Origin of the sequence: Bacillus sp. JJ1773, assembly GCF_036962035.1 — a bacterium.
Lineage (GTDB): Bacteria > Bacillota > Bacilli > Bacillales > Cytobacillaceae > Cytobacillus.
In genome coordinates, this window is record NZ_JBALNX010000071.1 from 1 (window position 1) to 26,718 (window position 26,718).

Here is a 26,718-nt window from a genome sequence, read left to right on the forward strand (position 1 = left end):
GTAAGTGTTTTATCATGAGACCATCAAAAACGAGTACTATGACCTCACCATGATTAGCGTTTTTTAATCGAACCAACAAAAACGAGTACTATGAATACTATATGGTACTTAATAATAAATAAACATTCAATTTAGATTCCGATTTTAACAATTGATACTTAGGAGGATCATTAAAGTTCCTACGGGGAGGCATTATATTTAGACAAAAAAAGTCTGTCACAATCTTCTTGTAACAGACTTTCTCTTATTTATGAAATAGAAATGAGTTGTTTTTTATCTTCATTTTGTTTTACATGCTCAATCGTTTTTACATGAAAGTTTTGATCTACAAATACGACATGTTTTTCATTGAATTGTCTAGGTGATGTCAAACCTGCAGCTGCTGCTAGCGTAAACAATTCTTCACGAAGCGTTGTTATATAGTTTGTCACCCGGTATCTTTTCTCTTCTATGACTAAAGCTTTTTGAAGCTTTGGATTTGTTGTGGCCACTCCTACTGGACATTCGTTGGATTGACATTTTTGGGCACCGATACATCCGACTGAAATCATCAAGCCTCTGGCAACGTGTACAATATCTGCTCCAAGAGATAGCGCAATGGCAATTCGATCTGGAGAGAATAATTTACCGCTGGCAATTAACGTGACTTTGTCTCGCATATTATATTTCTTCAATACTCTTTGAGCTATCATTAAAGCAGGTTTAATTGGGAGTCCGACAGAATCAGCCATTGCTTGATAAGTCGCTCCAGTTCCGCCTTCTCCGCCATCAATGGTGATGAAATCAGGGTATCTTTTCATAATCGCCATATAAGCAGCAAATTCTTCAAATGTTTCTTCACTACCGATGACCATTTTAATTCCGACAGGCTTACCGGATTCGTCCCGTATTCTTTCAATAAAGTCCATCATGGAATCCAAATCATCGAATTCCTCAAAACGGTTCGGTGAATCAATAGTTTTATATGGTTCTACTCCTCGGATCTCAGCAATTTCAGGCGTGACTTTTGAACCTTCAATGTGACCACCCCGAATTTTCGCCCCTTGCCCTAGTTTAATTTCAAAAGCCTTCACTTGTGGATTGCTTGCTTTTTCACGAAGCAAATCATATGAAAAGCTTCCGTCAGGATTTCTAAATCCAAACTTCGCTGGGCCAATTTGGACCATAATGTCTGCTCCGCCTTTTAAATGGTGGGGCGATAGTCCGCCTTCACCTGTATTCATATAGGCACCTGCGTCTTTCAAACCATAGGAGAGTGCCGAAATCGCATGATCGCCAAGGGCTCCGTAGCTCATTCCGCTCATAGCCACAGGGCTTTTGATCGTGAATGGATAGCGGCAGGAGTCTTTTCCTATAATAATCTTATCTGCATCTGTATAGTGCCACGGCTTTATTTGAGCTTGCTCTCGATGCTCATGACGGGAAAAAAGTGTATCTTTATCCTCCACATATTTATGTGTAGTAATAAGGTTTTCATTATCAGCTTGTAAATCTGTGAGTTGTTTCGCAAAAAATGCATTTCGAATATAAAAACCGGGTTTGTCAAAATCGCGCTTGCTTCCGAAAGCAATGATGTTTTTAGCGTATTTCCCTGATTTCACAATATATTGAAAGTCTAGTCGTGAAAAAGGCTTAGCTTCATGATCTCCTTCAAAAAAGTACTGTCTTAACTCTGGACCAATATGTTCGGAAAGATACCGAATACGAGAAAGGATAGGGAAATTTCGTCTGATTGAGTGCTGAGTTTGTGACAAATCCCGCTTTCTAATGACCAATACTGAAACCAATACAATAAGAATCAGTAATAAGGTGACGATAAAAAGGACTGATACCCCAATTATCATGATGTTGCTAAAAGTGCTCATTTCTACACTTCCTCCTAGGATTTTTGAAAAAAGTAATAAGAATTCAAGCTTGGTACTACTTCGGAAGTAGTCTCACAAACTACCATACAATAATGCAAGAAGTATGCCAAGTCTAGTTTTATAGGTATATATGTTGTACAATGATTTATTATGTGATTCACATGCAAGACTTTTTTGCTCTATAATAGAGATTTTGCGCAAAATTTACTTGCGTACTAGTGTTTTGTATTGGTGAAAATAGGTTTTCCTAATAGAAGAAAAGGCAGGATCGTATTGAGCCACTCGCTGTTCGTTTATTTCTATTTAAATGAGGTACATTTCATTGGTTTGCATAAGCAGTTAAAGCTTTCTTCATAACTACATTTCATGTAATATAAAGTAATGATAATAACCAAAAATGATAAAATACCTTGGAGGTAAAACGGTGTCATACATACTAAAAGACAATTTCAAAATGTTTACCTTAAACTCAAATCGTGAGCTTGCTGAAGAAATGGCACAGGTTCTAGGTTGTGAGCTTGGGAAATGCTCAAGCAAACAATTCAGTGATGGAGAAATTCAAATTCAAATTGAAGAGAGTGTCAGAGGAAGTGAAGTATTTTTAGTTCAATCGGCTTCAGAGCCTACGAATGAACATATCATGGAACTCCTTATTATGATTGATGCTTTAAAAAGAGCTTCTGCTAAAATGATCAATGTTGTAATGCCTTACTACAGCTATGCGCGTCAAGATCGAAAAGCTCGTTCTAGGGAGCCCATTACAGCTAGGCTCATTGCTAACCTATTGGAAATGGCAGGAGCAACTAGGATCCTGACAATCGACTTCCATTCTCCGCAAGTGCAAGGCTTTTTCGACAAACCCGTGGATCATCTAACCGGAATTCCAATTCTGGCTGATTATTTTAAGAAAAAGGCATTGGATGATCTTGTCATTGTGGCCCCGCATAATGGAGGAGTTGTTAGGGCAAGAAAGATGGCTAATTTGCTCAATGTGCCACTGGCACTTATTGATCGCCGTCGTCCTGAGCATAATGAAACGGAAATCATGCACATTATCGGGAATATTGAAGGGAAAAACGCCATTATTATTGATGATTTAATTGATACAGCTGGAACCATTACGACTGGTGTTCATGCTTTAATCGAGAATGGAGCAAAAGCAGTATACGCCTGCTGCACCCATGCACTTCTATCGGGCCCTGCTATTGATCGGATCGAATCCTCACCCATTAAAGAATTAGTAGTTACGAATACAATTAAGCTGTCTGAAGAAAAACGAATAGATAAAATTACTTTATTATCTGTTGCTCCATTACTTGTAGAAGCAATCGATCGTATTCACAATGAAAAAGCTGTGAGCCCATTATTTGAATAAAGATAAGGATTTATGTAATGAAAGGAAGTTGATGTTTTAACTTCCTAATTTTTTTTCTAAAGATTAAGGGTCAATCAAATTCAATAACCTACTCAATTATTTGAATATTAAGAAACGCAAAGATAAGATTGAATTGGAAGATGAATGAAAGTAATCAAAATAGTAGGAGTGTGCATAGCTATGAAAAAGGCATTAATTAATGTAGATTACACCTATGATTTTGTTGCAGAAGACGGCGCATTAACATGTGGAAAACCCGGTCAAGCTTTAGAAGAGAGAATTACAGAAATCACAAAAGAATTTATAGAGAAAAATGATTATGTCGTTTTTGCAATAGATGTCCATGAAGAAGGAGATCCCTTTCATCCAGAAACGAAATTGTTTCCGCCCCATAATATTAGGCATACAAAAGGAAGAGATTTGTATGGTGCACTGAAGGATGTTTACGATGAAAATAAGATGAGAAAGAATGTTCAATATATAGATAAAACAAGATATTCCGCTTTTGCCGGGACAGATCTATCTATAAAACTTAGAGAGCGGGGAATTACAGATATTTATATAGTAGGTGTATGTACAGATATTTGTGTCCTTCATACGGCTATTGATGCCTATAACCAAGGTTACAATATTTTTATCTATGAAGACGCCGTTGCTTCTTTCAATCCAACCGGGCACGAATGGGCGCTTACACATTTTGAGAAAACTCTTGGTGCTACAATTATTAAGTAAGGAATAATAAAGTGATTAATCTTTAAAAAACGGGCTGTTTATTTGACTCATTTAAAAATTGATATTATACTATGATTAACGAAAACGAATAATTCTTCCGTTTAAGGGGAGTAGCAATACAATAAAGTCGTCATTACGGGATTAAATCCTCGGCTTTATTGGCAATTTTAAATTGTTTGCGAGACCTTACCGATTTTTTGGTAAGGTCTTTTTGTATAAGGCGTTATAACCAGAAAATCGGTTATAACGCCTTTTTTGATTGTTCGTTAAACAAATAACTAGGGGAGCGTGTCTACTATTTTTCAATTTACTAATTTAGCCGAAAGTGTCAAAATGATCTCTACTCATAACGAACAAAAGCTTTTGGATTACGATAAATCGCTAACTTTGATTGGAAAGGGAAGAAGTGCGTATGTATTTAGAATTCAACAATCTACTAAAGCAATAAAGGTATTTTTCCCTGATTATACCCATCTAGCTAAGGAGGAGGGGGAAATTTACAAATCGATTCAGCATATCCGTTATTTTCCCACTCTATATGAGGCAGGCCCTAATTATTTAGTCATTGATTATATAGATGGGCATACAATTTTTGAATGCCTAACAAAGGGAATACCGATTTTTGAAGAAAAGGTAAAGGAAATAGATGCAGCTTTACAGCTAGCTAGAGAACAAGGATTAAATCCATCTGATATTCATTTGCGAAACATTATTATTACATCTAATAATGAAATTAAAATTATTGATGTAGCTCGATTTAGACAATCCAAATTATGCACCCAGTGGGCGGATTTAAAGGAAGCGTTCTACCGCTTCTATAATAAGCGCTATTTACCGAAGAAAATTCCCGATTTTTTATTGAATGGTATTGCTTTTATTTATAAAAAACTTCAAAATGGAAGCTTTAATAGAGAGACGAGTTCAAAATTCATTCATTAATAAATAGACACAAGAACCCAAAATATAAACAGGAGAGTATACATGATATTAAGAAAATATATGGCATTAATAGGAATAGGTTCAGCACAGATTGATCTGATACTTGATAAAGAAATATACCGTCCAGGTGAAGTCGTAAAGGGGCATTTCTTGATTAAGGGAGGCACGATATCACAAGAACTGAAAAGGATAGATTGTGATTTGGTCACCTTTAATAGGACAGATGAAAGCGAAGAAATTGTGGATTCTATCACTATATTAACTACTAAAATCATTCAGTCTGAAGCTGTTAATAAAATTCCATTCTCATTCCTTTTGCCAAACAATGCCAGAATATCGACAGACACTTTATCTTATCGATTTAAAACAAGACTGGCCTTCAAACAAGGCGTGGAAAGCTTGGATCAGGACGCCATTCGGATTGTTCAAGATTAGTGAGCTTATCCTAAACGAAAAGTAGTAATAACAATAATAGAGGAGTTTAATAGCGAACAGCAAATGTCACTGTTCGCTATTTTTATATCCAAACCATTAATAACCAAATATGGATTTAGGCTGAAAAAGAACAGAGTAAATGTAAATAAATATGTCATATATATTCATTTTGTATGACATATTATACAGGATTCGACAAAATTCTTATTGACTAATAAAACGATTCTGCTATAAAATATGTGTAACCGGTTACAGGTCAATGAGGTGACAAAATGGTTTCAATTAAGGATGTCGCAAAGCATACAGGTCTTTCTGTAGCTACTGTTTCAAGAGTATTAAATAATAAAGGTTATGTAAGCGAAGATTCCAGGAAAAAGATCGAGCAGGCGATTGCGGAATTGAACTACAAGCCGAATGCAGTCGCAAGGAGCCTTTTTAAGAAACAATCGAAAACGATAGGTTTAATGCTTCCAGATATTATGAATCCATTCTTTCCAGAGCTAGCTCGAGCAGTTGAGGACGTAGCAATAAAGCTTGGATATACAGTGATTCTGTGCAACTCAGATGAGGATAGGGCTAAAGAACAGGTCTATTTGGATATGATGATGCAGAAGTACGTTGATGGTTTAATCATAGCATCTAATACCATGACTGCTGAGCAGATTGAAAAGATTAAGATCCCTATTGTCAGCATTGATCGGGAAATAAGTAAGGGCCTGCCAACAATCATAGTTGAAAATAGAAAAGGTGCAAGACTTGCTGCAAGTTTCTTGAAGGAATTAGGGCGAAAGCGAATTGCTCATATTAGGGGCCCGCACGATATTTTTACTGCTGATGAGCGATGTAAAGGATATCGGGAAATTGTAAGTCAGGAGCCTTGGTTTAAAGAAACATTCATCGCTGAAGGAGATTTTTCCATGCAAACTTCATTTGATGCAACTATGAAGCTTTTGCAACTACACCCTGACATTGATGGGATATTTGCGGCAAATGATACTAGTGCCATCGGAACGATTAAAGCCGTTCATAAGCTTGGAAAAAAGGTGCCCGAGGACATTGCAATTGTTGGGTTTGATGGAATCATGATGTCAACTGCTACAACACCTGAATTAACAACAGTCGTCCAGCCCATCTATGAATTAGGGGAAAAAGCTGCAACTTTGCTCGTTCAATTAATAGAGAAGCAGCCAGTTTTGGAAACAACCTATACATTGGATGTTCACCTTGTTGAAAGGCAATCAACTTAAGGAGGTTTCAATTAAAATGAGCAATAATCCAAAAATAACAGTAGTCGGAAGCATTAATATGGATTTAGTGACGATTACTGATCAAGTCCCCCAAATAGGCGAAACACTATTAGGAAATCGATTTCAAACAAATCCTGGGGGGAAAGGAGCAAACCAAGCAGTTGCAGCAGCCCGATTAGGGGCAGATGTGCACATGATTGGGTGTGTCGGGAATGATTCTTTTGGGAAAGAGCTTATTCAACATCTATCTGACCAAGGTGTTGATGTAAGCAATGTGGAACCGGTTACAGGTTCAACGGGAACGGCTACGATTATTGTATCTAATCAAGATAATAGTATTATTGTCGTTCCGGCAGCTAACGAACATGTGACAGCAGCGTTCGTTGAATCAAAAAGAGATACAATTGCATCCAGTGATATTCTCATTCTACAGCTTGAGATTCCACTAGAAGGTGTAGAAAAAGCGGTGGAAATTGCAAAAGAAAATGGGGTCAAAATTATTTTAAATCCAGCCCCAATTCAAGAGCTGCCTGCTGAACTCATTGCAAATGTTGATTATCTAACGCCAAATGAACATGAGTATAAGGTATTAGAAAAAGCAATGGAAGAAAAAGTTCTGAAAGAGAAAGTAATTCTTACAAAAGGAAGCAAAGGCGTTAGTTTCTATCAAGGTGGAAAAGAAGTAAATATACCAGCATTCAGAGTGAATGTTGTAGATACAACTGGTGCTGGGGATTCGTTTAACGGCGGATTTGCAGTCGCTCTAAGCAAAGGTCTTACTATGGATGCTGCATGTAAATATGGCAATGCAGTTGCTGCGTTATCTACGACAAAGCTAGGCGCGCAAACGGGTATGCCAACGGAAAACGAGGTTAAGAATTTCATAAAAAATAACGGGTAAGCATTAAATTGAGAAAATAGTATATTTGGAATTTTGAAGTGAATTTTTTAACATTAAAAAACATTAGCGAGGTGAAAAAATTGAATATTCTTTGGGGTTTAATCGGGTGTTCAATCATATTTTTTATTGCTTACTTAGTTTCTGAAAACAGAAAGGCGATTAATTTTCGTACTATTGGTTTAGGATTTCTTTTACAGCTTGTCTTTGGTTTTATTGTTCTGAAATCAAAATTAGGACAAGAAGCATTGCAAGCAGTTTCTGCTGGTGTCAATAAGGTCATCCATTATGGAGATGTTGGTGTAGCGTTTGTATTCGGCAGTCTTGCAGACAAGACTGGTCCGGCAGGCTCGATTTTTGCGGTTAGAGTATTAGCAATCATTATCTTTTTATCAGCTTTAATTTCTCTTTTATATCACTTAGGAATTATGCAAATTTTCGTGCGAATTATCGGTGGATTTATCTCAAGACTCTTAAAAGTTAGCAAGACAGAGTCAATGTCTGCAACAGCAAATATTTTCGTTGGGATGTCAGAAGCACCGCTTGTCATTAAGCCATATCTGCCATATATGACTAAATCGCAAATTTTTGCTGTTATGGTTGGAGGATTGGCATCTGTTTCTGGTGCAGTCATGATTGGGCTAGCTGCGATGGGTGTGTCCATTGAATATTTAATAGCTGCAAGCTTCATGTCCGCACCAGCAGGACTTGTCATGGCTAAATTATTAATGCCGGAAACAGAAACGAACACGGAGATTGATTTAAAGACATTAGCAAACAATGGTGAAAATCCAAAGAAAAGAAATATTCTAGAAGTCATTACTGATGGTGCATTTGATGGTGCCAAAATAGCGTTTGGCGTTGCCGTCATGCTTATGGCTATTCTTGGCTTAGTTGCTTTCACAAATGGTATCCTTGGCGGAATCGGAGGTCTGTTCGGATTTGAAGGTTTATCTTTAGAAATGATCTTTGGTTATCTATTTGCACCGATTGCTTTTATTATTGGAATTCCTTGGAGCGAAGCAGTAATGGCAGGGAACTTAATTGGTCAAAAATTAGTATTCAATGAATTTGTTGCCTTTTCTTCATTCGCTGGGCAAGCAGCTGAATTTTCACAAAAAGCCCAAGCCGTTATCACGTTTACTTTATGCGGATTTGCAAACTTAGGCTCTATTGGAATATTAGTTGGAGCATTATCATCCATGGCGCCAAATCAAAAAGCTGTTATTCAGAAATTAGCTTTTCGTGCGTTAATTGCCGCTTCATTAGCAAATCTAATGAGTGGTGCAATTGCTGGGATTTATTTCTAAAAAAGTGAGGAGTGATCGGTGTGAAAAAGGTTATTATCGATGTAGATACTGGGGTAGATGATGCACTCGCCATTTTGTATGCGACACAGAGCGAACAGCTTGATGTTTTAGGAATTACAACGGTTTGCGGCAATGTTCCGCTTGATCAAGTAGCTATTAATACGCATAGAATGTTGAAATTACTCGGCATGGAAAACAAAATTAATGTATATAAAGGTGCTTCTCGCCCTCTTCTTAGAGAACCTTATCATGAATTTAGAGTTCATGGAGAAGATGGCATCGGCGGGGCGCTCGATCATATCGATGCGGGTGTACAAGAGAATAATATTTTTGCTGCTGATTTCATCATCGAGCAGGCGGAAAAATATAAGGGAGAACTTACTCTCATCATGGTTGCTCCATTGACAAACCTCGCTCTAGCCCTTCGTAAAGAACCAAGAGTGGCCGAATGGGTGAAAGAAGTTGTGATTATGGGGGGAATCGTGCAATCTTCCGGCAGAGGAAATACATTGCCAACTTCTGAGTTTAATATTTATGGGGATCCAGAATCAGCGAAAATTGTCTTCCATTCAGGCATGGACATTACTTTAGTTAGTTTAGATGTGACTCGAAAAGTGATGCTTTCTGAAGAACATATTAATCAATTAAAAGGGACCAAATATTATGAGTTTGTCAAAAATAGTACAGGCGTTTACAGGGAATTTTCTTTAGGCCTATACGGCGTCAATGCTTGTGCTTTACATGATCCACTAGCCGTTGCTGTGGCTTTAGACAAAAGTCTTGTGAAGACAGAGAAATATTATGTTGATGTAGAGACAAAAAGTGACTTAAGCTATGGACAGACAATCTGTGACTTTAGAAATTTATTGAAAAAAGAACCGAATGTAAACATTTGTGTAGATGTAGATCACGAAAGATTTCTTGAACGTTTTATCGAATATTTGAAAAAATAGATAAAGTGAAACTTCAATCAGTGGGGGGCTGACGCATAGGATATGCTAGTTCAGACGTTGTTACAAGAAGTCGCGATTTATTCTCCCTCATCGACCACTGATTGTTAGTTGAACTAATCGGGCATTTACGGGCAGTTTGACTCCCACTTATACTTCATCGATTCCTCTTAGTCATGAAGTGGGAGTCTTACTGCCCGTTAATCTGCGATAAAATTTTAATTGCCCACCTTTTTTAGGTGGGTATTCGTTATTGTTACAACTTAAGGAGAGGTATACTTGCTTAAAACATATAAATATTCACTTCTTGTTTTTCTTGGGGCATGTAGCTATGGAGTGATTGCATCTATTATAAAACTTGCCTATCAGGATGGCTTTACCGTTGGAGAAGTTATTAGCAGCCAATACTTTTTTGGCTGGATCATACTGCTTCTTTTAAGCCTTCTTTTTTCTAGAAAACGAATATCAATCAAAAAATCTCTTATTTTAATCCTTGCAGGGACATCATCAAGCTTTACAGGCATGTTTTATGGAATATCGCTAAAGACCATTCCAGCTTCCATAGCAATTGTATTGTTATTCCAATTTACTTGGATTGGTATATTAATAGAAAGCCTGGTTGATAAACGACTGCCAAGCAGAGAGAAAATTTTGTCTGTTGTGATTCTATTAATTGGCACTGTTATGGCTAGTGGTATAATAGGTAATAGTTTTTCCACCCTTGATATGAAGGGGATTATTTTTGGTTTATTGTCAGCTATTACATTTTCATTATTTATATTTAGTACTGGAAGAATTGAAGCCGATGTTCCCTTTCTAAATCGGGGGGCATTAATGACGACTGGCGCTTTAATTATATTGATGCTAACTTTCTCACCATCATTTTTATATAATGGTTCCATGGCAGAGGGATTATGGAAGTATGGTATTTTATTAGGCTTACTAGGAGTAGTAATACCTATTAGTTTTTTTGCTATTGGTTCACCGAAAACAGGATCTGGATTAGCTACGATTCTAGGCGGTGCCGAACTTCCTACTGCCATCATTGCCTCCATTATTGTATTGAAAGAGTATGTGTCTTTTCTACAATGGGGCGGAGTACTGCTTATTCTTATAGGTATTTCCGTAACACCTATTAAACAATTAATAAAAAGTAAAGTTAAACTTCAATAACTTTTGGAACAAAGAACCTGTCCTAAAGTCACTTTTAAGGGAAATTGGTAAAAAGGCGAACAATGATAATCTGCGTTCGCCTTTTTAAATTTCACATGAACAACACTATTATTACCCTTTAATTTCTACGGTTTTTGCCGTTTCTACTTTTCTATCAAACCCGCTCAAAAGTATTCCAATAACTGCCCCAGCAATGGCCGGCACAATCCATTCTAATCCAACTGAGTAGAATGGAAGAATCGCTCTGACCGATTCTAAAGGTCCTAAGTCTAAGCCAAATGTTGTTAATCCTCCCATAAGTGCAAATACCCCTGTAAATAACACTGTGCTTCCGTATACTTTTCTTGAATTTTTAAAGAAGCGATTAAAGAATGTTAAAGTAATTAATACGATTGTTAATGGATAAGCCGTAACAAGGAATGGTACTGAAAATTTAAGAATTTGATTTAGACCAAGATTTGAGAGTGTAAACCCAATAATTGTTAAGGCTAAGACAAGGGTTTTATAGCTAGCAGCCGGAATAACTTTCGAAAAATACTGTCCGCAAGCTGTTGTCAATCCAACACATGTTGTAAAACAAGCTAAAGTGAAAATTAAGCCTAATAAAGCTACACCGCCGGAACCTAATAAAAGGGTAGAGGCAGATGTTAAAATGTCTGTACCCGTTTCATAGGAAGAGGCATCTCTCATTTTTCCACCGATTAATCCAATGCTTACATATACAACGGATAGCAATCCTCCAGCGATGACTCCAGCCTTCAGCGTAAAGCTAGTTAATTGTTTTCTGTCCGTGATTCCTTTTTTCTTAATAGCACTAAGTATAACAATCCCGAATGCTAACGCAGCAAGGGCATCCATTGTGTTATATCCTTCAATAAAACCTTTAGAGAATGCGCCTGATTGATAAGCTTCACTTGGCGAACTAAGTGGTGCATCAAATTTCATAAAACCAATTGTACATAAGACCACCATTGCTAGAAGCAGTACTGGCGTGATAAAGCGTCCCATATATTTTTCCATTTTAGTAGGGTTCAAGCTGACTACATATACTAAGGCGAAGAACACTACTGAAAATAGGACGAGAACGACTGAGCTGTTCCATGATTCTTTTAAAAATGGTTTCACGCCCATTTCGTAGGCAACATTAGCGTTTCTTGGAATCGCAAGAAATGGTCCGATTGATAGATAGACAGCAACCATGAAAACCGTGCTAAATACTGGATGCACGCGATTTCCGATTGTAGTTGCACCATCTTTTACTAGCGATACGGCAAAGAGGACTGCAAACGGCAAACCAACAGCCGTTAAAATAAAACCGGCCATCGCAAACCAAAAAGATGTGCCAGACTCAGAACCAAGAACTGGAGGGAAAATTAAGTTTCCTGCACCAAAAAACATTGAAAATAGCATAAGGCCAATAAATAATGTGTCTAACTTTTTCATAAAAACCCACTCCTTTTTTATATTTGAATAACAAAAAAACTCGTCCCTATAGTAGGGACGAGTTATCGCTCGCGTTACCACCCTTATTCCGCAAAAAAAAATCAAAAAATTACGGCACTTAAGTCAACGTACATTTATACGTGATCCATGGTAACGGCGGAAACCCGTCAAAGCTTACTTACTTCAGCTTTGCATCTCGGAGATGACTTCGGATAAGTTCTGAACATCGGCTCTCACCAAATACCGATTCTCTGTAATTCAGGCTGCTTATCTTACTCTTTCTCGTCACTGATTTTATTATTAGAGTAAATTTAGCAAACGAAAAATAATATGTCAATATAATTTTTTGTTTTTTTGAATTAATTGATTTTGGTAGATCCTTGAAAGTTCTCCTCCTCCTATTTGCTTTAGCCCCATAAAAATAGTCATACTATAAAAGAAATAGCCCTTAACCGATACTTAATATTTGAAGGATTGGAGGCATTCAAATGTTTAATCATATCCAGCAGGTAATGCGTCAGCTTGAAGTTGATTATGATATAAAGGTCCTTTATACATGCGAAGCAGGAAGTCGTGCCTGGGGGTTTCCATCTAAAGATAGTGACTACGATGTTCGTTTCATATATGTACACCGAATGGACTGGTATCTAACTATTGATCAACAGAGGGATACGATAGAAATTCCAAATCGGGATGCCGTTTCAATTCCGATTGATGATCAATTGGATTTAAGCGGCTGGGAGCTCACGAAGGCGTTGAGATTATTAAGGAAATCCAATCCGTCACTTTTCGAATGGTTACACTCTAGTATTATTTATGATGAATCCTATACAACCATTGAGCAGATACGGCTGATGGCACAGAATGTATTTTCACCTGTGATTGGGGTAAATCATTATGTTAGGATGGCAAAAGGGAATTTCCGTGACTGTATTCAAGGGAATGAACGAAAAATTAAGAAATATATCAATGTATTAAGACCACTTCTAGCAGCTAAATGGATAGAAAAGTTTCAAACAATACCTCCAGTTAACTTTCATATTTTGTTTGAAACGCTTATTTCTCCAGGAGAAGTGAAAGAAGAAATTGTTAAAATTATTCAACACAAAATGGATGGAGAAGAGTGGGGCACAGACTTGAACATAGTCGTCCTCCATTCATTTATTCAAAAAGAAATTGAACGTCTCGAAGAATTTGGAAAAAGGAGACATTGCGGTGTTCCAAATCCAACTAATGAACTCAACCAGCTTTTCCGAGATACATTGAAAGAGGTCTGGGAATAATTTTGCCCAGATCTCCTCCAATTGAGAGCATTGCAAAATCCCTTATTGACTACTTAACTATCTCATCAACTTTTGAAGATGCTCCTTTACATACGGCCATTCTTCATGCGTGATACTGTAAATGACCGTATGTCGGGCTGTGCCATCTTGGCGAATCATATGATTACGCAGGATCCCTTCTATTTTGCCGCCAATTCGTTCGATGGCCTTTTGCGACCGGAAATTCTCATGATCTGTTTTCAGTTGAACGCGATGAAGGCCAAGATTTTCAAAGCAGTATTCTAGGAGCAAATACTTACAATTTGTATTGATATTTGTACGCCAATACTTTGTATTCAGCCATGTGTAACCGATTTCTAATCGCTTATGTTTTAAATGTAAATCTAGAAATCTAGTGGAACCGATAATTTGCTTTGTTTTTTGATCGATAATGACAAATGGATATTCTGTTCCGTGCTCTTTATTGGTTAATGCATTTTGCAGAAATTCAACCGAATCTACTTTAGTTGCGATGTTCAGGGTCATATGCTTCCAAATTAATTCATCCTGTGAAGCTTCAAAAATACCATCTAAGTCATTTTGATCCAATTCCTTTAAGCAAACAACCTCATTTTCTAATATAATTTTTTCCATAAATAATCACTCCTTTCCTTCATTTAATTGAAATTTTGGTATGATGAAAATAACCAAAAAGAAAAAAATGACCATACCAAAAGGAGAAATAAAATGGAACTGCCTATATATTTAGTGCAAGGAAAGCCTATGTATATCCAAATCTATGAACAAATAAAAAAAGCCATTCTAAAAAAAACAGTTCTTCCACATAGCAAGCTTCCTTCAAAACGGCAGCTTGCTACACAGCTTGATATAAGTATTCATACAGTTCGTGAAGCGTATGAACAACTTTTGGCGGAAGGCTATATTATTAGTCGTGAGCGGTCAGGCTATTTTGTGTCTGCAATTGAACAAGAATGGCAACCGATCACAAAGAATATGCCTATGCAGGAATCTTCTGTATGTTTGAACCAAGAAGGATTAATTGATTTTAATTCTGGACATGTGGATTCAGTCCATTTTCCATTTCAGATTTGGAAAAGATAGATTCGAAAACATATGGAAGAAGGGAATTTAGTGAGCAGTCCGTGGCAGGGGGAATGGGCGTTGCGGACAGAAATTGCCAAATATGTAGGGCGTTCACGTGGTGTCGAGTGTGAAGCAGCCCAAGTATTCATTTATAGCGGAACACAAATGCAGTTACAGGATATATGTCAGTTTTTCGGAATGGAAACACGTATTGGTATGGGAACCTGGATTTATACGGGCAAAGGCTGTATTTGCTAAGCTAGGACTGACAGTGACTCCTATTCAAGTAGATCACTTAGGGGTATCCATCCCTAATGAAAAATTAGATTTGGTGTATACAACACCTGCCCACCAGTTTCCACTCGGAATGATCATGTCACTTGAAAGTCGGGTCGGTTTATTAAAATGGGCCAATGAACATAAAAGTTTTATTATTGAAGATGATTATGACTCGGAATATCGCTACAAAGGACTGCCGATTCCGGCTTTGGCACAGATTGATCAACTTCAGCATGTTATTTATTTTGGGTCATTTTCTAAATCTTTCATTCCTTCCATTCGAATGAGCTATATGATAATACCCAAATCTTTAGTTATTGCATTCGAAAAATTTAATGAACAGCAAAAATCAACTGTCTCCCGTATGGATCAGCTAGCAGTGGCAGATTTTATGAAAGAAGGCCACTTTGAACGGCATCTTGCCAAAATGCGTACGACTTATCGGAAAAGACTTCAAGTTTTATTAGAATCCATTGAAACTTACTTGCCAAAGGAGTTTGAAATAATCGGGGAACATTCAGGTTTGCATATTGTCCTGAAGCTGCCTCCTTACCTCACAGAACAATGTGCAATTCACCTGGCAGTAGAGAGAGGAGTCCGTATTTACCCGGCATCCATATCATTTATAAAAAAACCGAAAACTCACATGGTGGTCCTTGGATATGGGGGGCTTACAATAGAAGAAATTAAAGAAGGAATTCAAAAATTAGCAGAGGCGTGGTTATAGGGGACGGAGGTTGTTCCTCTTTATTTTGAAATAAAGGAAACCTAATTTCGATGGACTGGACATTATTCTCTATGTTTGGTCCTTTTTCATTATCATTAATTTAATCGTTTTTCTAATCCATTCTTCTTAACACCCATCGTCATGGATTTTTCGCGTTGAAGGGTTCCATGATGGCTTTTAAACTCTCTTCATCACCGAATTTTCGGATTGAAAGGCTCTTAGGAGACTTTTAAACTACCTTCGTCCCAGAAATTTCCCGTTGAAAGGCTCTAAGAAGACATCTAAACACCCTTCATCCCTGGTTTTCTATGCTGCTGGAGCAATAATGCCGTTCCCATCACGCCATTCACCATTGTTTATACATGTTGAGGGCCATAAATCCTGATAGAAATTAAAAATTGATTGATTATAAATATATTAATCCACTTATTTCATCTGATGCCAAAATTTATTATATGAATATATTTGTTTCTAGCGATCTTTGAACTTTTTGTGAATTTTTTCACCTTTATATCATGAACATTTTGTGACATCCTGCTAAATTGATTGTTTTAAATGTTTTATCGGAATAAGATAGTTGTAAATTGTGATAAAAATCACAGAAAAAACATTTATACAATGCTTCAAAGCTTAAATGAAAGGAAAGGGGCACCCTCAATGAAAATAAAATGGGCTTTTTTATGTTTAGTTTTTACTATTATCACGGTGCTAACAGGCTGTGAACCAGTAATGGTTTTAGATCCTAAAGGACCTCAAGCCGAAACGACAGCTAATGTCATTTGGATATCGATTGCGATGATGGCAATCATTGTCATTGCCGTTTTTGCACTGTTAGTTTTTGTACTATTAAAATACCGTGCATCGAAACAACGGGAAGATTACGAACCTCCACATATTGAAGGGAATCCGATTGTTGAAGCAATCTGTGTAGGGATTCCTGTTATTATCATCATTTTCCTATCAATCATTACTGTTAGATCTACGTATGAGGTAGAAGCTACTCCGAAGGGATATGAGGATAAGGAGCCTTTAGTCGTATATGCTTCGACTTCTAACTGGAAATGGCATTTTAGCTATCCAGAAGAAGGGATCGAAACGGTTAACTACTTATATATCCCAACCGATCGTGCGTTGGAATTTAAGCTTTACTCATTCGGACCAATCACGGCCTTCTGGATTCCGCAGCTTGGTGGACAAAAATATGCGATGGCTGACATGGTCACCACGTTGCACTTAGCAGCCGATGTTCCTGGTGAATATATGGGACGAAATTCAAACTTTAGCGGAAAAGGTTTCGCTGAAAATACATTCAATGTGAAAGCGATGCCCGAAGCAGAGTTTGATAATTGGGTAGATGAAGTGAAAGAGACTGCTGAGCCTTTAACAGAAGAAAAATTCGAAAAACTGCTTGAACCTGGCCATCTTGGTCAATTAACTTTTAGCAATACTCATTTAGAATTTAGTCCTGCTCCTGAACATAATCATGGGTCAAATGATTCTCATGAAGGACAACATGCTGATGATAAACACGAAGCAGGCGATTCTCATGATGATTCAAACGAAAATCATTCCGAACATAACAATCACTAATAGATTCAAAGATTGATAAAAATTTGTTTTATTCGATAAGCATTATTTTTTCCCGAAAGGAGTCAAAAAAAATGGATTACTTTGATCGATTTGCCATTCCTCATCCAAGTCCAGCGATTTATGCATCCATGGTAGCGATTGGCTTGACAGTAATCGCGATTATTGCCGGTTTAACATATTTTAAAAAATGGGGTTATTTATGGCGTGAATGGTTGACAACTGTTGATCATAAGAAGATCGGTATTATGTATTTAATCTCTGCGCTCCTCATGCTTTTCCGTGGTGGGGTAGATGCGATTATGATGAGAGCACAAACAGCTGTACCTGAAAATACGCTGCTTGATGCACAGCATTACAATGAAGTATTTACTACCCATGGGGTGGTCATGATCATTTTTATGGCGATGCCATTTATTTATGCCCTAATGAACTTCGTTGTTCCTTTACAAATTGGTGCTCGTGACGTAGCATTCCCGCGTCTAAATGCACTAAGCTTCTGGTTATTCTTTATGGGTGCGATGTTATTCAACATTTCCTTCGTCATCGGGGGATCTCCTGATGCAGGTTGGACTTCTTATTTCCCACTTGCAGGAAATGATTTCAGTCAATCTGTAGGAACGAACTATTATATGATAGCGATACAGATTGCAGGGATCGGTACATTGATTTCGGGGATTAACTTTATGACGACTATTTTAAAAATGAGAGCACCGGGCATGACCTTAATGAAGATGCCTATGTTCACATGGACTGCTTTTATTGCGAACGTTATCGTTGTATTCGCGTTCCCAGTACTAACAGTTGCACTACTACTCGGAACAATGGATCGACTATTTGGAGCAAACTTCTTTACAACGACAAATGGCGGAATGGATATGCTTTGGGCAAACCTATTCTGGGTTTGGGGACATCCAGAGGTTTATATATTAATTTTACCGGCATTCGGAGTTTACAGTGAAGTTATTTCCACTTTTGCACGTAGAAATCTATATGGATACAAATCAATGGTTGCTTCCATTGTAATCATCTCGTTTTTATCATTCCTAGTTTGGACACACCATTTCTTTACAATGGGGCAGGGACCATTAACGAATAGTATTTTCTCGATTACGACAATGGCGATTGCGATTCCGACTGGAATTAAAATTTTCAACTGGATATTAACGATGTATAAAGGGAAAATTGAATTTACCGTTCCAATGCTTTATTCTGTTGGATTTATTCCGATCTTTACAATCGGTGGGGTAACTGGGGTTATGTTAGGGATGGCAAGTGCCGACTATCAATACCATAATACGATGTTCTTAGTCGCTCACTTCCACTATACAATTATTCCTGGTGTCGTATTTGCGATGCTTGCAGGTCTCACATACTGGTGGCCAAAAATGTTCGGATTCATGCTGAGTGAAAGAATTGGTAAATGGGCATTCTGGTTTATCGCGATCAGCTTTAACGTAACATTCTTCCCGATGTTCTTCACGGGCTTAGACGGGCAGGCACGCCGTATGTACACTTACTCTGAAGAAGCTGGCTTTGGACCACTAAACTTACTATCATTTGCCGGGGCAATTGGACTTGCAATTGGCTTCGCGTTAATTGTCTATAATGTTTATTACAGCACACGCTATGCTTCAAGAGATATCAGTTCGGATCCATGGAATGCTCGTACACTTGAATGGGCTACACATACTCCGGTTCCAGCCTATAACTTTGCTGTGACACCGGAAGTAAATTCAATTGAACCATTCTGGGATCATAAGAAAAAAGGTAAATCAATTTTTAAAGATAAAATTGAAAAAATTCATATGCCAAATAGCAGTGGTGTTCCGTTTATTATGAGCAGTATTTTCTTCGTATGGGGCTTCTCATTTGTATTTAGCATGTGGATTCCATTAATTATTACAACAATCGGTATTTTTGCTTGTATGGCTTATAATTCATTTAAACAAGATGATGGGCATTATATTTCCGTTGAAGAAGTTGAAGACACAGAAAAAAAATTGCGAGGTGCTAGCTAATGAAAATAGATCACGCGCTTCCACTTGAATACAGTACTGAGCAAAATCAAATGAATATTTTAGGCTTCTGGATTTTCCTTGGAGCTGAAATTATGCTCTTTGGCACACTTTTTGCAACCTACTTCACATTAGTAGATCGGACAGGAAGCGGGCCATCAGGAGCCGAGATTTTTGAAATTGCACCAGTGCTAATTGAAACATTCGTGCTTTTAACAAGCAGTTTCACGATCGGGCTTGGTGTTCATGCGATGCGCATTGGCCGTAAAAAAGCGATGATGACCTTTTTTGCCATCACACTCATTCTTGGCCTTATCTTCTTAGGCGTTGAGATTTATGAATTCGTACACTATGTTCACATTGGAGCAGGTCTGCAAACGAGTGCCTTTACTGCGGCCTTATTAACAACATTAGGAACACATGGAGCGCACGTTACGCTTGGTTTATTCTGGGGATTATTCATTATCCTGCAAGTTAAAAAACAAGGCTTGACTCCTAAAACAACGAATAAAGCGTTTATCTTTTCACTTTACTGGCATTTCCTAGACGTTGTTTGGATTTTCATCTTTAGCTTCGTCTACTTGAAAGGATTGATGTAAACATGAGCGAATTATTCCCGCGCAAACAAGTCATTGGTTTTGTATTTTCGTTGGTTCTCACTGTTGTGGCACTTGCTGTTTACTTCTTTGATTTATCATTTGCAATGGGTATGACCATTCTTTTAGTAACAGCATTCGTGCAAGCAGGCGTTCAACTCGTTGTATTTATGCATGCTGGTGAAACAGCAGACAAAGGTTCAATTTATACGAATATTTATTATGCATTTGCTATCGCATTAGTTACCGTTTTCGGTACATTACTAATTTTGATCTGGGATATGGCATAATACATCTAAAGGAGCGTCTATTTTGGCGCTCCTTTTATATTTTATTTTCAAAGTCTATGACTGATTTATAACTAATTAATAAACCTTGATCCCTTTATCTGTTTTCTCATTCATCTCTTCTGTAGCAACGAAAAATACCCCAATAAGGAAGATAAAGATAGCCCCCATTACAGTTCCAATACCAACGCCTGTTAGTATGCTGTAATCGCTTACAAAGAAACCGTATAGAAAAATGGCGATACCAATAGCAAGGGCTGTGTACCCAACAGACTTTGTAGCATTAAGTATTTTTAACTTAGATTCCATTTAATTCATCCCCCTTTTTCATTTATTATTCATTTTGTTCACAAAATTGTCAAATATTTTTTCGGTAAAGAGAAGAAACTATGAGATGAAGGGACAGACAGTTAGCCCCTGTCCATATGCCCATCTTTTTATTTAAATCCTATTTTTCCCATTTGGCCTTCAATTTGTTTTATTTCATCTTTTGAATTTCCAACTAAGATGCTTGATAAATAGATAGGGTTGTCCGGGTTTTGTATGGTCGGATTGTAAATACAGAGGGGTATTAACATTTTTCCACTTACCATGGGCTTGACTGATTTCTTGAATTTATCAAAACCCAGATTTGTTTTCCATTTACGAAGTTTCAATACTTTTACACTTAGAGAAGTCATAATCTGTTCCATAAATAGTAAAGCTCCCGTAGAACCATTTTGTCTAAAATTCAAATCTATGACAAAGATACGGTTATCCTCGGTTATAACGATATCGAACCCGGCTACACCCCAATAGCCAAGAGAAACCGCTTTTTCCATGATTTCCTTGCCTATTTGGATTACAGCGTCCGGAGGTTGATCATCTGCATCTATCCAATTACCACTGTATTTTCCCTCATCACTAATAATCTGTTCAGCAGAACCAAGGTATATCATTTTACCTTTATGAGTTTGAACGAACTGAACACAATAATTTTTTTTAATAGAAAGAAATTTTTCAATAATAATAGATTGGCAGGATTTAAAAATCTGCGTTGCTTGCTTTAGATCTTCTATGTTTTTACATATGACTATATCAAACCCGCCGCCGCTTGGTTGGTCTGTAACTGCTTTTACAACGAACGGAAACTCAAAAGAAATTTTATCATTATTGGTTAACTTAGAAATAGGTAGAATTATCCGATCAGGAACATACTGTTTCGGAACTAACTCTCCTAAGTACCTTTTATTATTTAAATAAGTTAATAGTTCTGTTTTAATCCAGTACTTTTCTTTATCGATTTCGCAGGGCAGATGAGCGTAATTTAATATCATTTTTTGATTTAATTTTTGTAATTGATTTAATAGATTGTAATAACTATTTTCGTTATCATACGTATAAATATTTCGTGCAACTTGGAGGCCAGCATCTTTAAGAATTTCTAAACATAATGGATCAACAACATCCTTGTGGCAAAGAATGGGTGTTTCTCCTGCTAATGTTAACATGCTGCCTGAAGATGAATCTTGTGAAATGGAATTGGGGAGCCATTGGCTGTTATGATATGAACCTCTTCCATTAAAAATATAACCATCGCCAAAAATATCATGTAGCGTAAGAATCGGCTTCAACAATGTTAACATCTTCCTTCCTTATAAAATACCTCTTGCATAGTGTATTCCCCTGCATTTTTAAATGCATCTGGTTTGTACCTATCTTTTCACTTTTAGGCAATGCAACAAGCAGTCATGTGAAATTACCATATATTGAAAAGACGTTAAGAATAGTCTATGGAGTGGTTGAATTGGAGAAAAACTCAATTATGGATAAATGGTACAAGCATCAAATTTTATTAGAATGTAAGGAACTAGTGAAATTTTTACCGGAGACGCATCTTTATACGAAAGACCGATTTTGGGAAATGATGAGTCGATATAAGGAGATAATGATAAAACCTACTCGAGGGAATGGAGGAAGGGGAATCATAAAAGTATCGAAAATCACGGACGAGATATATGAAGTTCACCTTCGAAAACGACAAACAACTATTATGGAGGAAAAATCGCTCGAACAATTTTTACAAGCAAGACTTGGGGGAAGGGAGTTTCTTGTCCAAATTTGCATCTCACTTGCAAAAGTAAAAGGGAATCCAATAGATTTTCGCTATATCGTCCAGCGAAAACGAGAAGAATTAGATTGGGTGATTACAGGGAAACACGGAAAAGTAGCTCAAGACGGTTATATTATCACCAATTTACAGAATGGGGCAACTGTTGTAACGGTGGAAGAGGCTCTATTAAACTCAAATATTACCAACTTGGACTTAGAAAAAACATTGGCAGCATTAGATGATTTATCTTTAGCAGTAGCCAAATGTTACACTAACGAATTCGATACTCATAAGATCTGGGGATTTGATCTTGCCGTCGATGAATCCGGACATGTTTGGTTGATTGAGGCGAATTCTATCCCACTCGTTGGTGGTTTTCGCTACTTAGAAGATTTATCTATGTATAACAAAGTACTATGGTATAAAGCTTATAACCAAAAATCAGGAAAGAAACCATAGAGGAGGGCGGGTTCTAATGAAAAAGGTAAATGAAAATCACTTAGTAAACAACAATCAGGTCACTCTACTATTTAATGATCATATTAATCAAAATACCATTCATCTGCATGTAGAAACTATCAATCAATTAAACATTAATTCTGAAAAAATTGTTCTCCATTTTGGCGCATTTACAAAAGAATTGTCAATTATTCAAAATGAAACGATTGAACCGGGTAAAATTAGTCTTTCCAGTAAATTAACGAATGTGCTTTCAATTCCGGATTTGCCATACGATTATTATTTAATGAGCAACCATCTATATCTAGGTCCTGTGATTGGTTTTCTAGTTCGTCTTAAATACTATAGAAACCCCCAACAGCAGCTCTTGCGATTTAAAAATAATCATCAGATAAATGGGTTAATTTTCCTTTTTATGCAGAGCACGATGAATAAGTCAGACAAAACCATTGAAGGCTATTATTACGATCCGAAAGCAAAAAGTTTTGTTCAAGGGGTGTTTCCATATCCTTCCTCCATATTTAACCGAACGGAAATGAAAAAATCGACTTACAGATATTGGATAGAAAATATTGGAGAAAATCTATTTAATTATCCATATGACTATTCGAACAAGTGGACTTTTTGGGTAAAATTGCATAAACACCAAGACATAAGGAAACATCTTCCTGAAACGGTTGCATATAAACAAATCGATCATGTTATACAAATGCTAAACAAATATGATGATGTATATTTAAAGCCGACAAAACTATACTCTGGTAAAGGGATTTTTCATTTAAAGAAGGGAAAGGAAGGCTATCTTTTAACTGATAATAAAGGGAACAAGATTGTTATTTCATCTATTGAAAAACTGGAAATCATTTTACAAGAAAAAATGGTTAAAAATCAAAAATATATTGTTCAACAGGCAATACGGTATGATTATACCGGAAATAAAGTAGATTTTAGAATATACCTTCAAAAGGACACGACAAAGAAGTGGAAGTATACAGCAATGGAAACAAAAGTCGCAGAAAAAGGAAGCATTATTTCAAGTTCAACCAACAGAATTAAAATGATTCCAGGTGAAAAAGCTCTTGTGGAATTATTTAAATTAAATGGGGAAAAAACGCAGCAAAAGGTTCAAGAAATTACTCAACTATGTATGAATGCACTAAAACAATTAGAAAATAACCAAAATCACTTTGGTGACGCTGCAATTGATTTTGTGATCGATCATAATCATCATGTTTGGTTACTTGAAGTTAATTTTCATTATGCCGCAGAAATTAAGGCAAATCGAACAGCAGATGAGCAACAAGTACTGCCAAGCATCCTTCCAACACCTTTTGAGTATGCTAAAGCTTTAGCAGGATTTTAATTTTATATAAAGGGACGGGGGAGGGAAACAGGTTTCGTGTCTTTAACAATTTGGCTATTTTTCATCATTATCATTTATTGTTGGGTGAAATGCATTCCTCTTAGGGAAGAAGTTGCCAAATGGGAATCTGTGACGGTAATGTAGGAATACAGAGATATTAGAAACCTCTTGGGTGTCGTAAACAAGGGAAAATAATGGGGCCATTGTGGAAGTGAGCTGATCCATTTTGGCCACAAGCAAAGGACATTTGAAGTGTATTGGAAAGTCGAAATGTCCGTCATCGGCTTAATAGCTGCCTGCGAAAAGGAAAGTAACTGGGATCATTGTTTTTTTATCATATTTGGGGCTAAATAAAGATAATTCATATGCCTTTTTTTATCATGTGAAACACTTCACATAATAGTCGATTTTAATCCATACGCAAAAGACATAATTGGGGTATATTATTAATGTAATCATATTGTTTATATGGAGAAGAGGAATATTGTTATGAAAAGGTTATTTCAACTTCTATTATTGTTAGGCATCATTGTTACTCCGTTTTTTTCGTATGCACATGTAAAATGGTTCACAGAGGTGGCTCCACAAAAAGAAGCAATCGAAAATATTTTATCGCCATTATTTATTTCTTTAGCCATTTTAGCAGCAATTGTGCTGGCTTTTCTGGCGATTAGTATTCCAAAAACAACGGAATGGAGCACAATCAAAAAAATTGATATAAGGCTGTCAAGCTTAAGAAAGTACAGCAGACATATCTTGAAATATGGAACTGCTGTTTCTTTAATCATCCAAGTGACGAACGGCACCTTGTTTGCACCAGAATTTCATCTTGAAAATACAATCATTATTGTCCTAGTTTGGGTAACAATCGGCTTATTGCTAATTCCACATCATGTTTCCACAAAACTTGGAGCATTTTTATTATTAGGCTTATTCATTTTTATAACTATTAATAACGGTATTTTCCACATGTTGGATTACGGATTTTATGTCGCAATTATTGGTGTCTTATTAGTAGGAAATACGAAACTAGAGAAAATTGGTTTTCCATTCTTATATTTAGGAACGGGTTTATCCCTATGCTGGGTAGCAGTTGAAAAGTGGGTATACCCAGCAATGTCTTTAGATATCGTCCTAAACCACCAAGTTCCAACTTTTGGTTTTGCTCCAGGTTCATTTATTGTAATGGCCGCTTTTATTGAGTTCGTGGTGGGATATTTATTAGTGGTCGGAATTTTGAATCGGGTTTTGGGATTTGTTGTTACTGTTATATTTATCATGACAACTATGTTATTTGGTATGACAGAAATCGTCGGTCATTTTATGATTCATATTGTATTAATCGTCTTTATTATTGAAGGGGTGTCCTTTTACAACCCTCCGATTAAAATGCATAATACTAAAGTCGATCAGTTTATCTTTGTATTTCTAAATTTTATCTTTGTTCTAGCTACATTTGTGTTAATCTATTATCGGTTTGCATGATATACTTGTTAAAAAGGTACTGAGTCAATAGTTGCTCGACTAATATCATTACTAAACTGAACATGTCGCTGGCATGTTCAGTCTTTTTTCATAAATGATGTACTTACACAACCATTGTTGGTGAAAAAAGACATGAAATCAATATTCCTCAAGGAGTAACAAAAATGTATAAAAATGGAATTGTTTCATTAGGAGAGGTCATAGTAGATATGATTTCTCAAGATAAAACGAATAAAAATTTTCAGCCGTTTCTCGGTGGGGCAACGGTTAATTTAGCTGTAGGCGTGAAAAGATTAGGTGTAAAATCCAATTATCTTTGTAAATTAGGTGTGGATGAAACAAGTGTATTCGTTGAGAAGGCATTTAAAAAAGAGGAGGTTTGTCTCGATTATTCTGTGCGTTCTTATACAAAGAAAGTTTGTTTAGTGTATGTTCAGCAGGATAGGAACGGTGATAGAGTGTTTCATTCATACGTGAATCCAACACCTGACGAATGGCTGACGGAAAATGAATTAGCGAAAGAGCTGTTTGAAACAGGAAAAATCTTTTATTTTGGGTCGGGGACGCTTTTTCATGAAACAGCTAGGAAGACTACAGAAAAGGCATTAGAGTATGCAAAGGAAACAAATTTATTAGTAGCATTTGATGTAAACATCCGCCAAAAACGATGGGGAAGCGAAGAAGAATGCAGGAAAACCATTTGTTCATTCCTGAATCGAGCCGATTTAGTTAAGATGACGGAAGAAGAACTGCTATTTTTAACAGAAACGAAAGTAATGGATGAAGCGATTAAAAAGATTAGTAAATTTAATATTCCTTATCTTTTTATTTCAAAAGGTTCAGCTGGGGCATGTGTTTACTATGAGGGTAAAGAGCTATGTGTGAAAGGATTGGAAGTAAAGGCAATTGATACAACTGGTGCGGGTGATGCTTTCCTAGCGGCGTTATTATTTTGTTTTCATGAAAAAGGCAGACCTGTCACGGATGTACAAATGGAAGAGTTTATTCATTTTGCAAATCAGGCTGGTGCAAATGCGACCACAAGGATTGGTGCTTTATAGTAGCATTCCGTGGTTTTGAAGAAAAGTGAAC

Annotated in this window: 26 protein-coding genes and 1 other annotated feature; of the genes, 21 read left to right on the plus strand and 5 right to left on the minus strand. The window is 36.8% G+C overall.

The genetic code is table 11. The features are described from left to right. Positions 1-248 precede the first annotated feature (248 nt). Positions 249-1,865 (minus strand): FMN-binding glutamate synthase family protein, encoded by a 1,617-nt coding sequence (locus V7127_RS19890; protein WP_335488905.1) that lies wholly within the window; start codon positions 1,863-1,865, stop codon positions 249-251. Between the two features lie 397 nt (positions 1,866-2,262). Here V7127_RS19890 and V7127_RS19895 point away from each other — a divergent pair, with 397 nt between their 5' ends. The 9 genes from V7127_RS19895 to V7127_RS19935 all read left to right on the plus strand — a co-directional run bounded on the left by V7127_RS19895 (position 2,263) and on the right by V7127_RS19935 (position 10,924). Next, positions 2,263-3,240, plus strand: a complete 978-nt coding sequence (locus V7127_RS19895) for a ribose-phosphate diphosphokinase (protein WP_335488908.1) — start codon at positions 2,263-2,265, stop codon at positions 3,238-3,240. A 180-nt stretch (positions 3,241-3,420) separates the two neighbouring features. Next, on the plus strand, positions 3,421-3,972 hold the full coding sequence (locus tag V7127_RS19900) for a cysteine hydrolase family protein (protein WP_335488910.1): 552 nt from the start codon (positions 3,421-3,423) through the stop codon (positions 3,970-3,972). A 288-nt stretch (positions 3,973-4,260) separates the two neighbouring features. Further along, the gene (locus V7127_RS19905; protein WP_335488913.1) at positions 4,261-4,911 is read left to right on the plus strand and encodes a protein kinase family protein; all 651 of its coding nucleotides are present in this window, start codon (positions 4,261-4,263) and stop codon (positions 4,909-4,911) included. A 42-nt stretch (positions 4,912-4,953) separates the two neighbouring features. Further along, complete coding sequence (locus tag V7127_RS19910; RefSeq protein WP_335348326.1) at positions 4,954-5,346, plus strand: sporulation protein; 393 nt, start codon at positions 4,954-4,956, stop codon at positions 5,344-5,346. A 272-nt stretch (positions 5,347-5,618) separates the two neighbouring features. Further along, positions 5,619-6,593 (plus strand): LacI family DNA-binding transcriptional regulator, encoded by a 975-nt coding sequence (locus V7127_RS19915; RefSeq protein ID WP_335488915.1) that lies wholly within the window; start codon positions 5,619-5,621, stop codon positions 6,591-6,593. 16 nt (positions 6,594-6,609) lie between these two features. Beyond that, positions 6,610-7,494: a ribokinase gene (gene rbsK, locus V7127_RS19920; RefSeq protein ID WP_335355047.1), complete on the plus strand. Its 885-nt coding sequence runs from the start codon at positions 6,610-6,612 to the stop codon at positions 7,492-7,494. A gap of 80 nt (positions 7,495-7,574) precedes the next feature. Continuing rightward, positions 7,575-8,801 carry a NupC/NupG family nucleoside CNT transporter gene (locus V7127_RS19925; protein ID WP_335488918.1) on the plus strand — a complete coding sequence of 409 codons (1,227 nt, stop codon included), beginning with the start codon at positions 7,575-7,577 and terminating at the stop codon, positions 8,799-8,801. 20 nt (positions 8,802-8,821) lie between these two features. Then, on the plus strand, positions 8,822-9,754 hold the full coding sequence (locus V7127_RS19930; protein ID WP_335488921.1) for a nucleoside hydrolase: 933 nt from the start codon (positions 8,822-8,824) through the stop codon (positions 9,752-9,754). A 276-nt stretch (positions 9,755-10,030) separates the two neighbouring features. Beyond that, positions 10,031-10,924: an EamA family transporter gene (locus V7127_RS19935; protein WP_335488924.1), complete on the plus strand. Its 894-nt coding sequence runs from the start codon at positions 10,031-10,033 to the stop codon at positions 10,922-10,924. Between the two features lie 111 nt (positions 10,925-11,035). On the opposite strand, the gene brnQ is transcribed toward V7127_RS19935, so the two are convergent. Next, positions 11,036-12,367, minus strand: a complete 1,332-nt coding sequence (brnQ, locus tag V7127_RS19940) for a branched-chain amino acid transport system II carrier protein (protein ID WP_335488927.1) — start codon at positions 12,365-12,367, stop codon at positions 11,036-11,038. A gap of 50 nt (positions 12,368-12,417) precedes the next feature. Next, positions 12,418-12,665, minus strand: a binding site (T-box leader). 190 nt (positions 12,666-12,855) lie between these two features. Between brnQ and V7127_RS19945 the strand changes: the two genes are divergently transcribed. After that, positions 12,856-13,650 (plus strand): nucleotidyltransferase domain-containing protein, encoded by a 795-nt coding sequence (locus V7127_RS19945; protein ID WP_335488930.1) that lies wholly within the window; start codon positions 12,856-12,858, stop codon positions 13,648-13,650. 57 nt (positions 13,651-13,707) lie between these two features. Here V7127_RS19945 and V7127_RS19950 read toward each other — a convergent pair whose 3' ends face one another. Further along, complete coding sequence (locus V7127_RS19950; protein ID WP_335488933.1) at positions 13,708-14,283, minus strand: GNAT family N-acetyltransferase; 576 nt, start codon at positions 14,281-14,283, stop codon at positions 13,708-13,710. A gap of 93 nt (positions 14,284-14,376) precedes the next feature. Between V7127_RS19950 and V7127_RS19955 the strand changes: the two genes are divergently transcribed. The 7 genes from V7127_RS19955 (at position 14,377) to qoxD (ending at position 20,230) form a co-directional block, all read left to right on the plus strand. Further along, positions 14,377-14,751: a winged helix-turn-helix domain-containing protein gene (locus V7127_RS19955; RefSeq protein WP_335488937.1), complete on the plus strand. Its 375-nt coding sequence runs from the start codon at positions 14,377-14,379 to the stop codon at positions 14,749-14,751. Between the two features lie 30 nt (positions 14,752-14,781). Further along, complete coding sequence (locus V7127_RS19960; protein ID WP_335488940.1) at positions 14,782-14,991, plus strand: hypothetical protein; 210 nt, start codon at positions 14,782-14,784, stop codon at positions 14,989-14,991. Next, positions 14,945-15,739 carry a PLP-dependent aminotransferase family protein gene (locus V7127_RS19965; RefSeq protein WP_335488942.1) on the plus strand — a complete coding sequence of 265 codons (795 nt, stop codon included), beginning with the start codon at positions 14,945-14,947 and terminating at the stop codon, positions 15,737-15,739. Before V7127_RS19960 ends, V7127_RS19965 begins: the two co-directional genes overlap by 47 nt. A 657-nt stretch (positions 15,740-16,396) precedes the next feature. Beyond that, positions 16,397-17,329, plus strand: coding sequence for a cytochrome aa3 quinol oxidase subunit II (gene qoxA, locus V7127_RS19970; RefSeq protein ID WP_335348174.1), 933 nt, complete (start codon positions 16,397-16,399; stop codon positions 17,327-17,329). Positions 17,330-17,400: 71 nt separating this feature from the next. Next, entirely contained in the window at positions 17,401-19,347 is a 1,947-nt protein-coding gene (gene qoxB / locus V7127_RS19975) for a cytochrome aa3 quinol oxidase subunit I (RefSeq protein ID WP_335355032.1), read from the plus strand. Beyond that, positions 19,347-19,943, plus strand: a complete 597-nt coding sequence (qoxC, locus tag V7127_RS19980) for a cytochrome aa3 quinol oxidase subunit III (RefSeq protein ID WP_335348173.1) — start codon at positions 19,347-19,349, stop codon at positions 19,941-19,943. Before qoxB ends, qoxC begins: the two co-directional genes overlap by 1 nt. Positions 19,944-19,945: 2 nt before the next feature. Further along, positions 19,946-20,230 (plus strand): cytochrome aa3 quinol oxidase subunit IV, encoded by a 285-nt coding sequence (qoxD, locus tag V7127_RS19985; protein ID WP_335348172.1) that lies wholly within the window; start codon positions 19,946-19,948, stop codon positions 20,228-20,230. Positions 20,231-20,305: 75 nt separating this feature from the next. Here qoxD and V7127_RS19990 read toward each other — a convergent pair whose 3' ends face one another. Beyond that, positions 20,306-20,536 carry a hypothetical protein gene (locus V7127_RS19990; RefSeq protein WP_335488945.1) on the minus strand — a complete coding sequence of 77 codons (231 nt, stop codon included), beginning with the start codon at positions 20,534-20,536 and terminating at the stop codon, positions 20,306-20,308. A 128-nt stretch (positions 20,537-20,664) separates the two neighbouring features. Continuing rightward, on the minus strand, positions 20,665-21,843 hold the full coding sequence (locus V7127_RS19995) for an ATP-grasp domain-containing protein (protein ID WP_335488948.1): 1,179 nt from the start codon (positions 21,841-21,843) through the stop codon (positions 20,665-20,667). 116 nt (positions 21,844-21,959) lie between these two features. On the opposite strand from V7127_RS19995, the gene V7127_RS20000 reads away from it, so the two are divergent. From V7127_RS20000 to V7127_RS20015, 4 genes are all read left to right on the plus strand, one after another. Then, complete coding sequence (locus V7127_RS20000; RefSeq protein WP_335488951.1) at positions 21,960-22,778, plus strand: YheC/YheD family protein; 819 nt, start codon at positions 21,960-21,962, stop codon at positions 22,776-22,778. Between the two features lie 16 nt (positions 22,779-22,794). After that, the gene (locus V7127_RS20005; protein ID WP_335488954.1) at positions 22,795-24,141 is read left to right on the plus strand and encodes a YheC/YheD family protein; all 1,347 of its coding nucleotides are present in this window, start codon (positions 22,795-22,797) and stop codon (positions 24,139-24,141) included. A gap of 489 nt (positions 24,142-24,630) precedes the next feature. Continuing rightward, the gene (locus V7127_RS20010) at positions 24,631-25,626 is read left to right on the plus strand and encodes a hypothetical protein (protein WP_335488957.1); all 996 of its coding nucleotides are present in this window, start codon (positions 24,631-24,633) and stop codon (positions 25,624-25,626) included. Positions 25,627-25,790: 164 nt separating this feature from the next. Next, positions 25,791-26,687, plus strand: a complete 897-nt coding sequence (locus V7127_RS20015; RefSeq protein WP_335488960.1) for a carbohydrate kinase family protein — start codon at positions 25,791-25,793, stop codon at positions 26,685-26,687. Positions 26,688-26,718: the final 31 nt, after the last annotated feature.

Bases quoted from the DNA above. Each gene is read 5' to 3' on its own strand.
- V7127_RS19890 (WP_335488905.1), bottom strand. From the start codon at position 1,865: ATGAGCACTTTTAGCAACATCATGATAATTGGGGTATCAGTCCTTTTT.
- V7127_RS19895 (WP_335488908.1), top strand. From the start codon at position 2,263: ATGATAAAATACCTTGGAGGTAAAACGGTGTCATACATACTAAAAGAC.
- V7127_RS19900 (WP_335488910.1), top strand. From the start codon at position 3,421: ATGAAAAAGGCATTAATTAATGTAGATTACACCTATGATTTTGTTGCA.
- V7127_RS19910 (WP_335348326.1), top strand. From the start codon at position 4,954: ATGATATTAAGAAAATATATGGCATTAATAGGAATAGGTTCAGCACAG.
- V7127_RS19915 (WP_335488915.1), top strand. From the start codon at position 5,619: ATGGTTTCAATTAAGGATGTCGCAAAGCATACAGGTCTTTCTGTAGCT.
- rbsK (WP_335355047.1), top strand. From the start codon at position 6,610: ATGAGCAATAATCCAAAAATAACAGTAGTCGGAAGCATTAATATGGAT.
- brnQ (WP_335488927.1), bottom strand. From the start codon at position 12,367: ATGAAAAAGTTAGACACATTATTTATTGGCCTTATGCTATTTTCAATG.
- V7127_RS19945 (WP_335488930.1), top strand. From the start codon at position 12,856: ATGTTTAATCATATCCAGCAGGTAATGCGTCAGCTTGAAGTTGATTAT.
- V7127_RS19950 (WP_335488933.1), bottom strand. From the start codon at position 14,283: ATGGAAAAAATTATATTAGAAAATGAGGTTGTTTGCTTAAAGGAATTG.
- V7127_RS19955 (WP_335488937.1), top strand. From the start codon at position 14,377: ATGGAACTGCCTATATATTTAGTGCAAGGAAAGCCTATGTATATCCAA.
- qoxA (WP_335348174.1), top strand. From the start codon at position 16,397: ATGAAAATAAAATGGGCTTTTTTATGTTTAGTTTTTACTATTATCACG.
- qoxB (WP_335355032.1), top strand. From the start codon at position 17,401: ATGGATTACTTTGATCGATTTGCCATTCCTCATCCAAGTCCAGCGATT.
- qoxC (WP_335348173.1), top strand. From the start codon at position 19,347: ATGAAAATAGATCACGCGCTTCCACTTGAATACAGTACTGAGCAAAAT.
- qoxD (WP_335348172.1), top strand. From the start codon at position 19,946: ATGAGCGAATTATTCCCGCGCAAACAAGTCATTGGTTTTGTATTTTCG.
- V7127_RS19990 (WP_335488945.1), bottom strand. From the start codon at position 20,536: ATGGAATCTAAGTTAAAAATACTTAATGCTACAAAGTCTGTTGGGTAC.
- V7127_RS20005 (WP_335488954.1), top strand. From the start codon at position 22,795: ATGAAAAAGGTAAATGAAAATCACTTAGTAAACAACAATCAGGTCACT.
- V7127_RS20010 (WP_335488957.1), top strand. From the start codon at position 24,631: ATGAAAAGGTTATTTCAACTTCTATTATTGTTAGGCATCATTGTTACT.
- V7127_RS20015 (WP_335488960.1), top strand. From the start codon at position 25,791: ATGTATAAAAATGGAATTGTTTCATTAGGAGAGGTCATAGTAGATATG.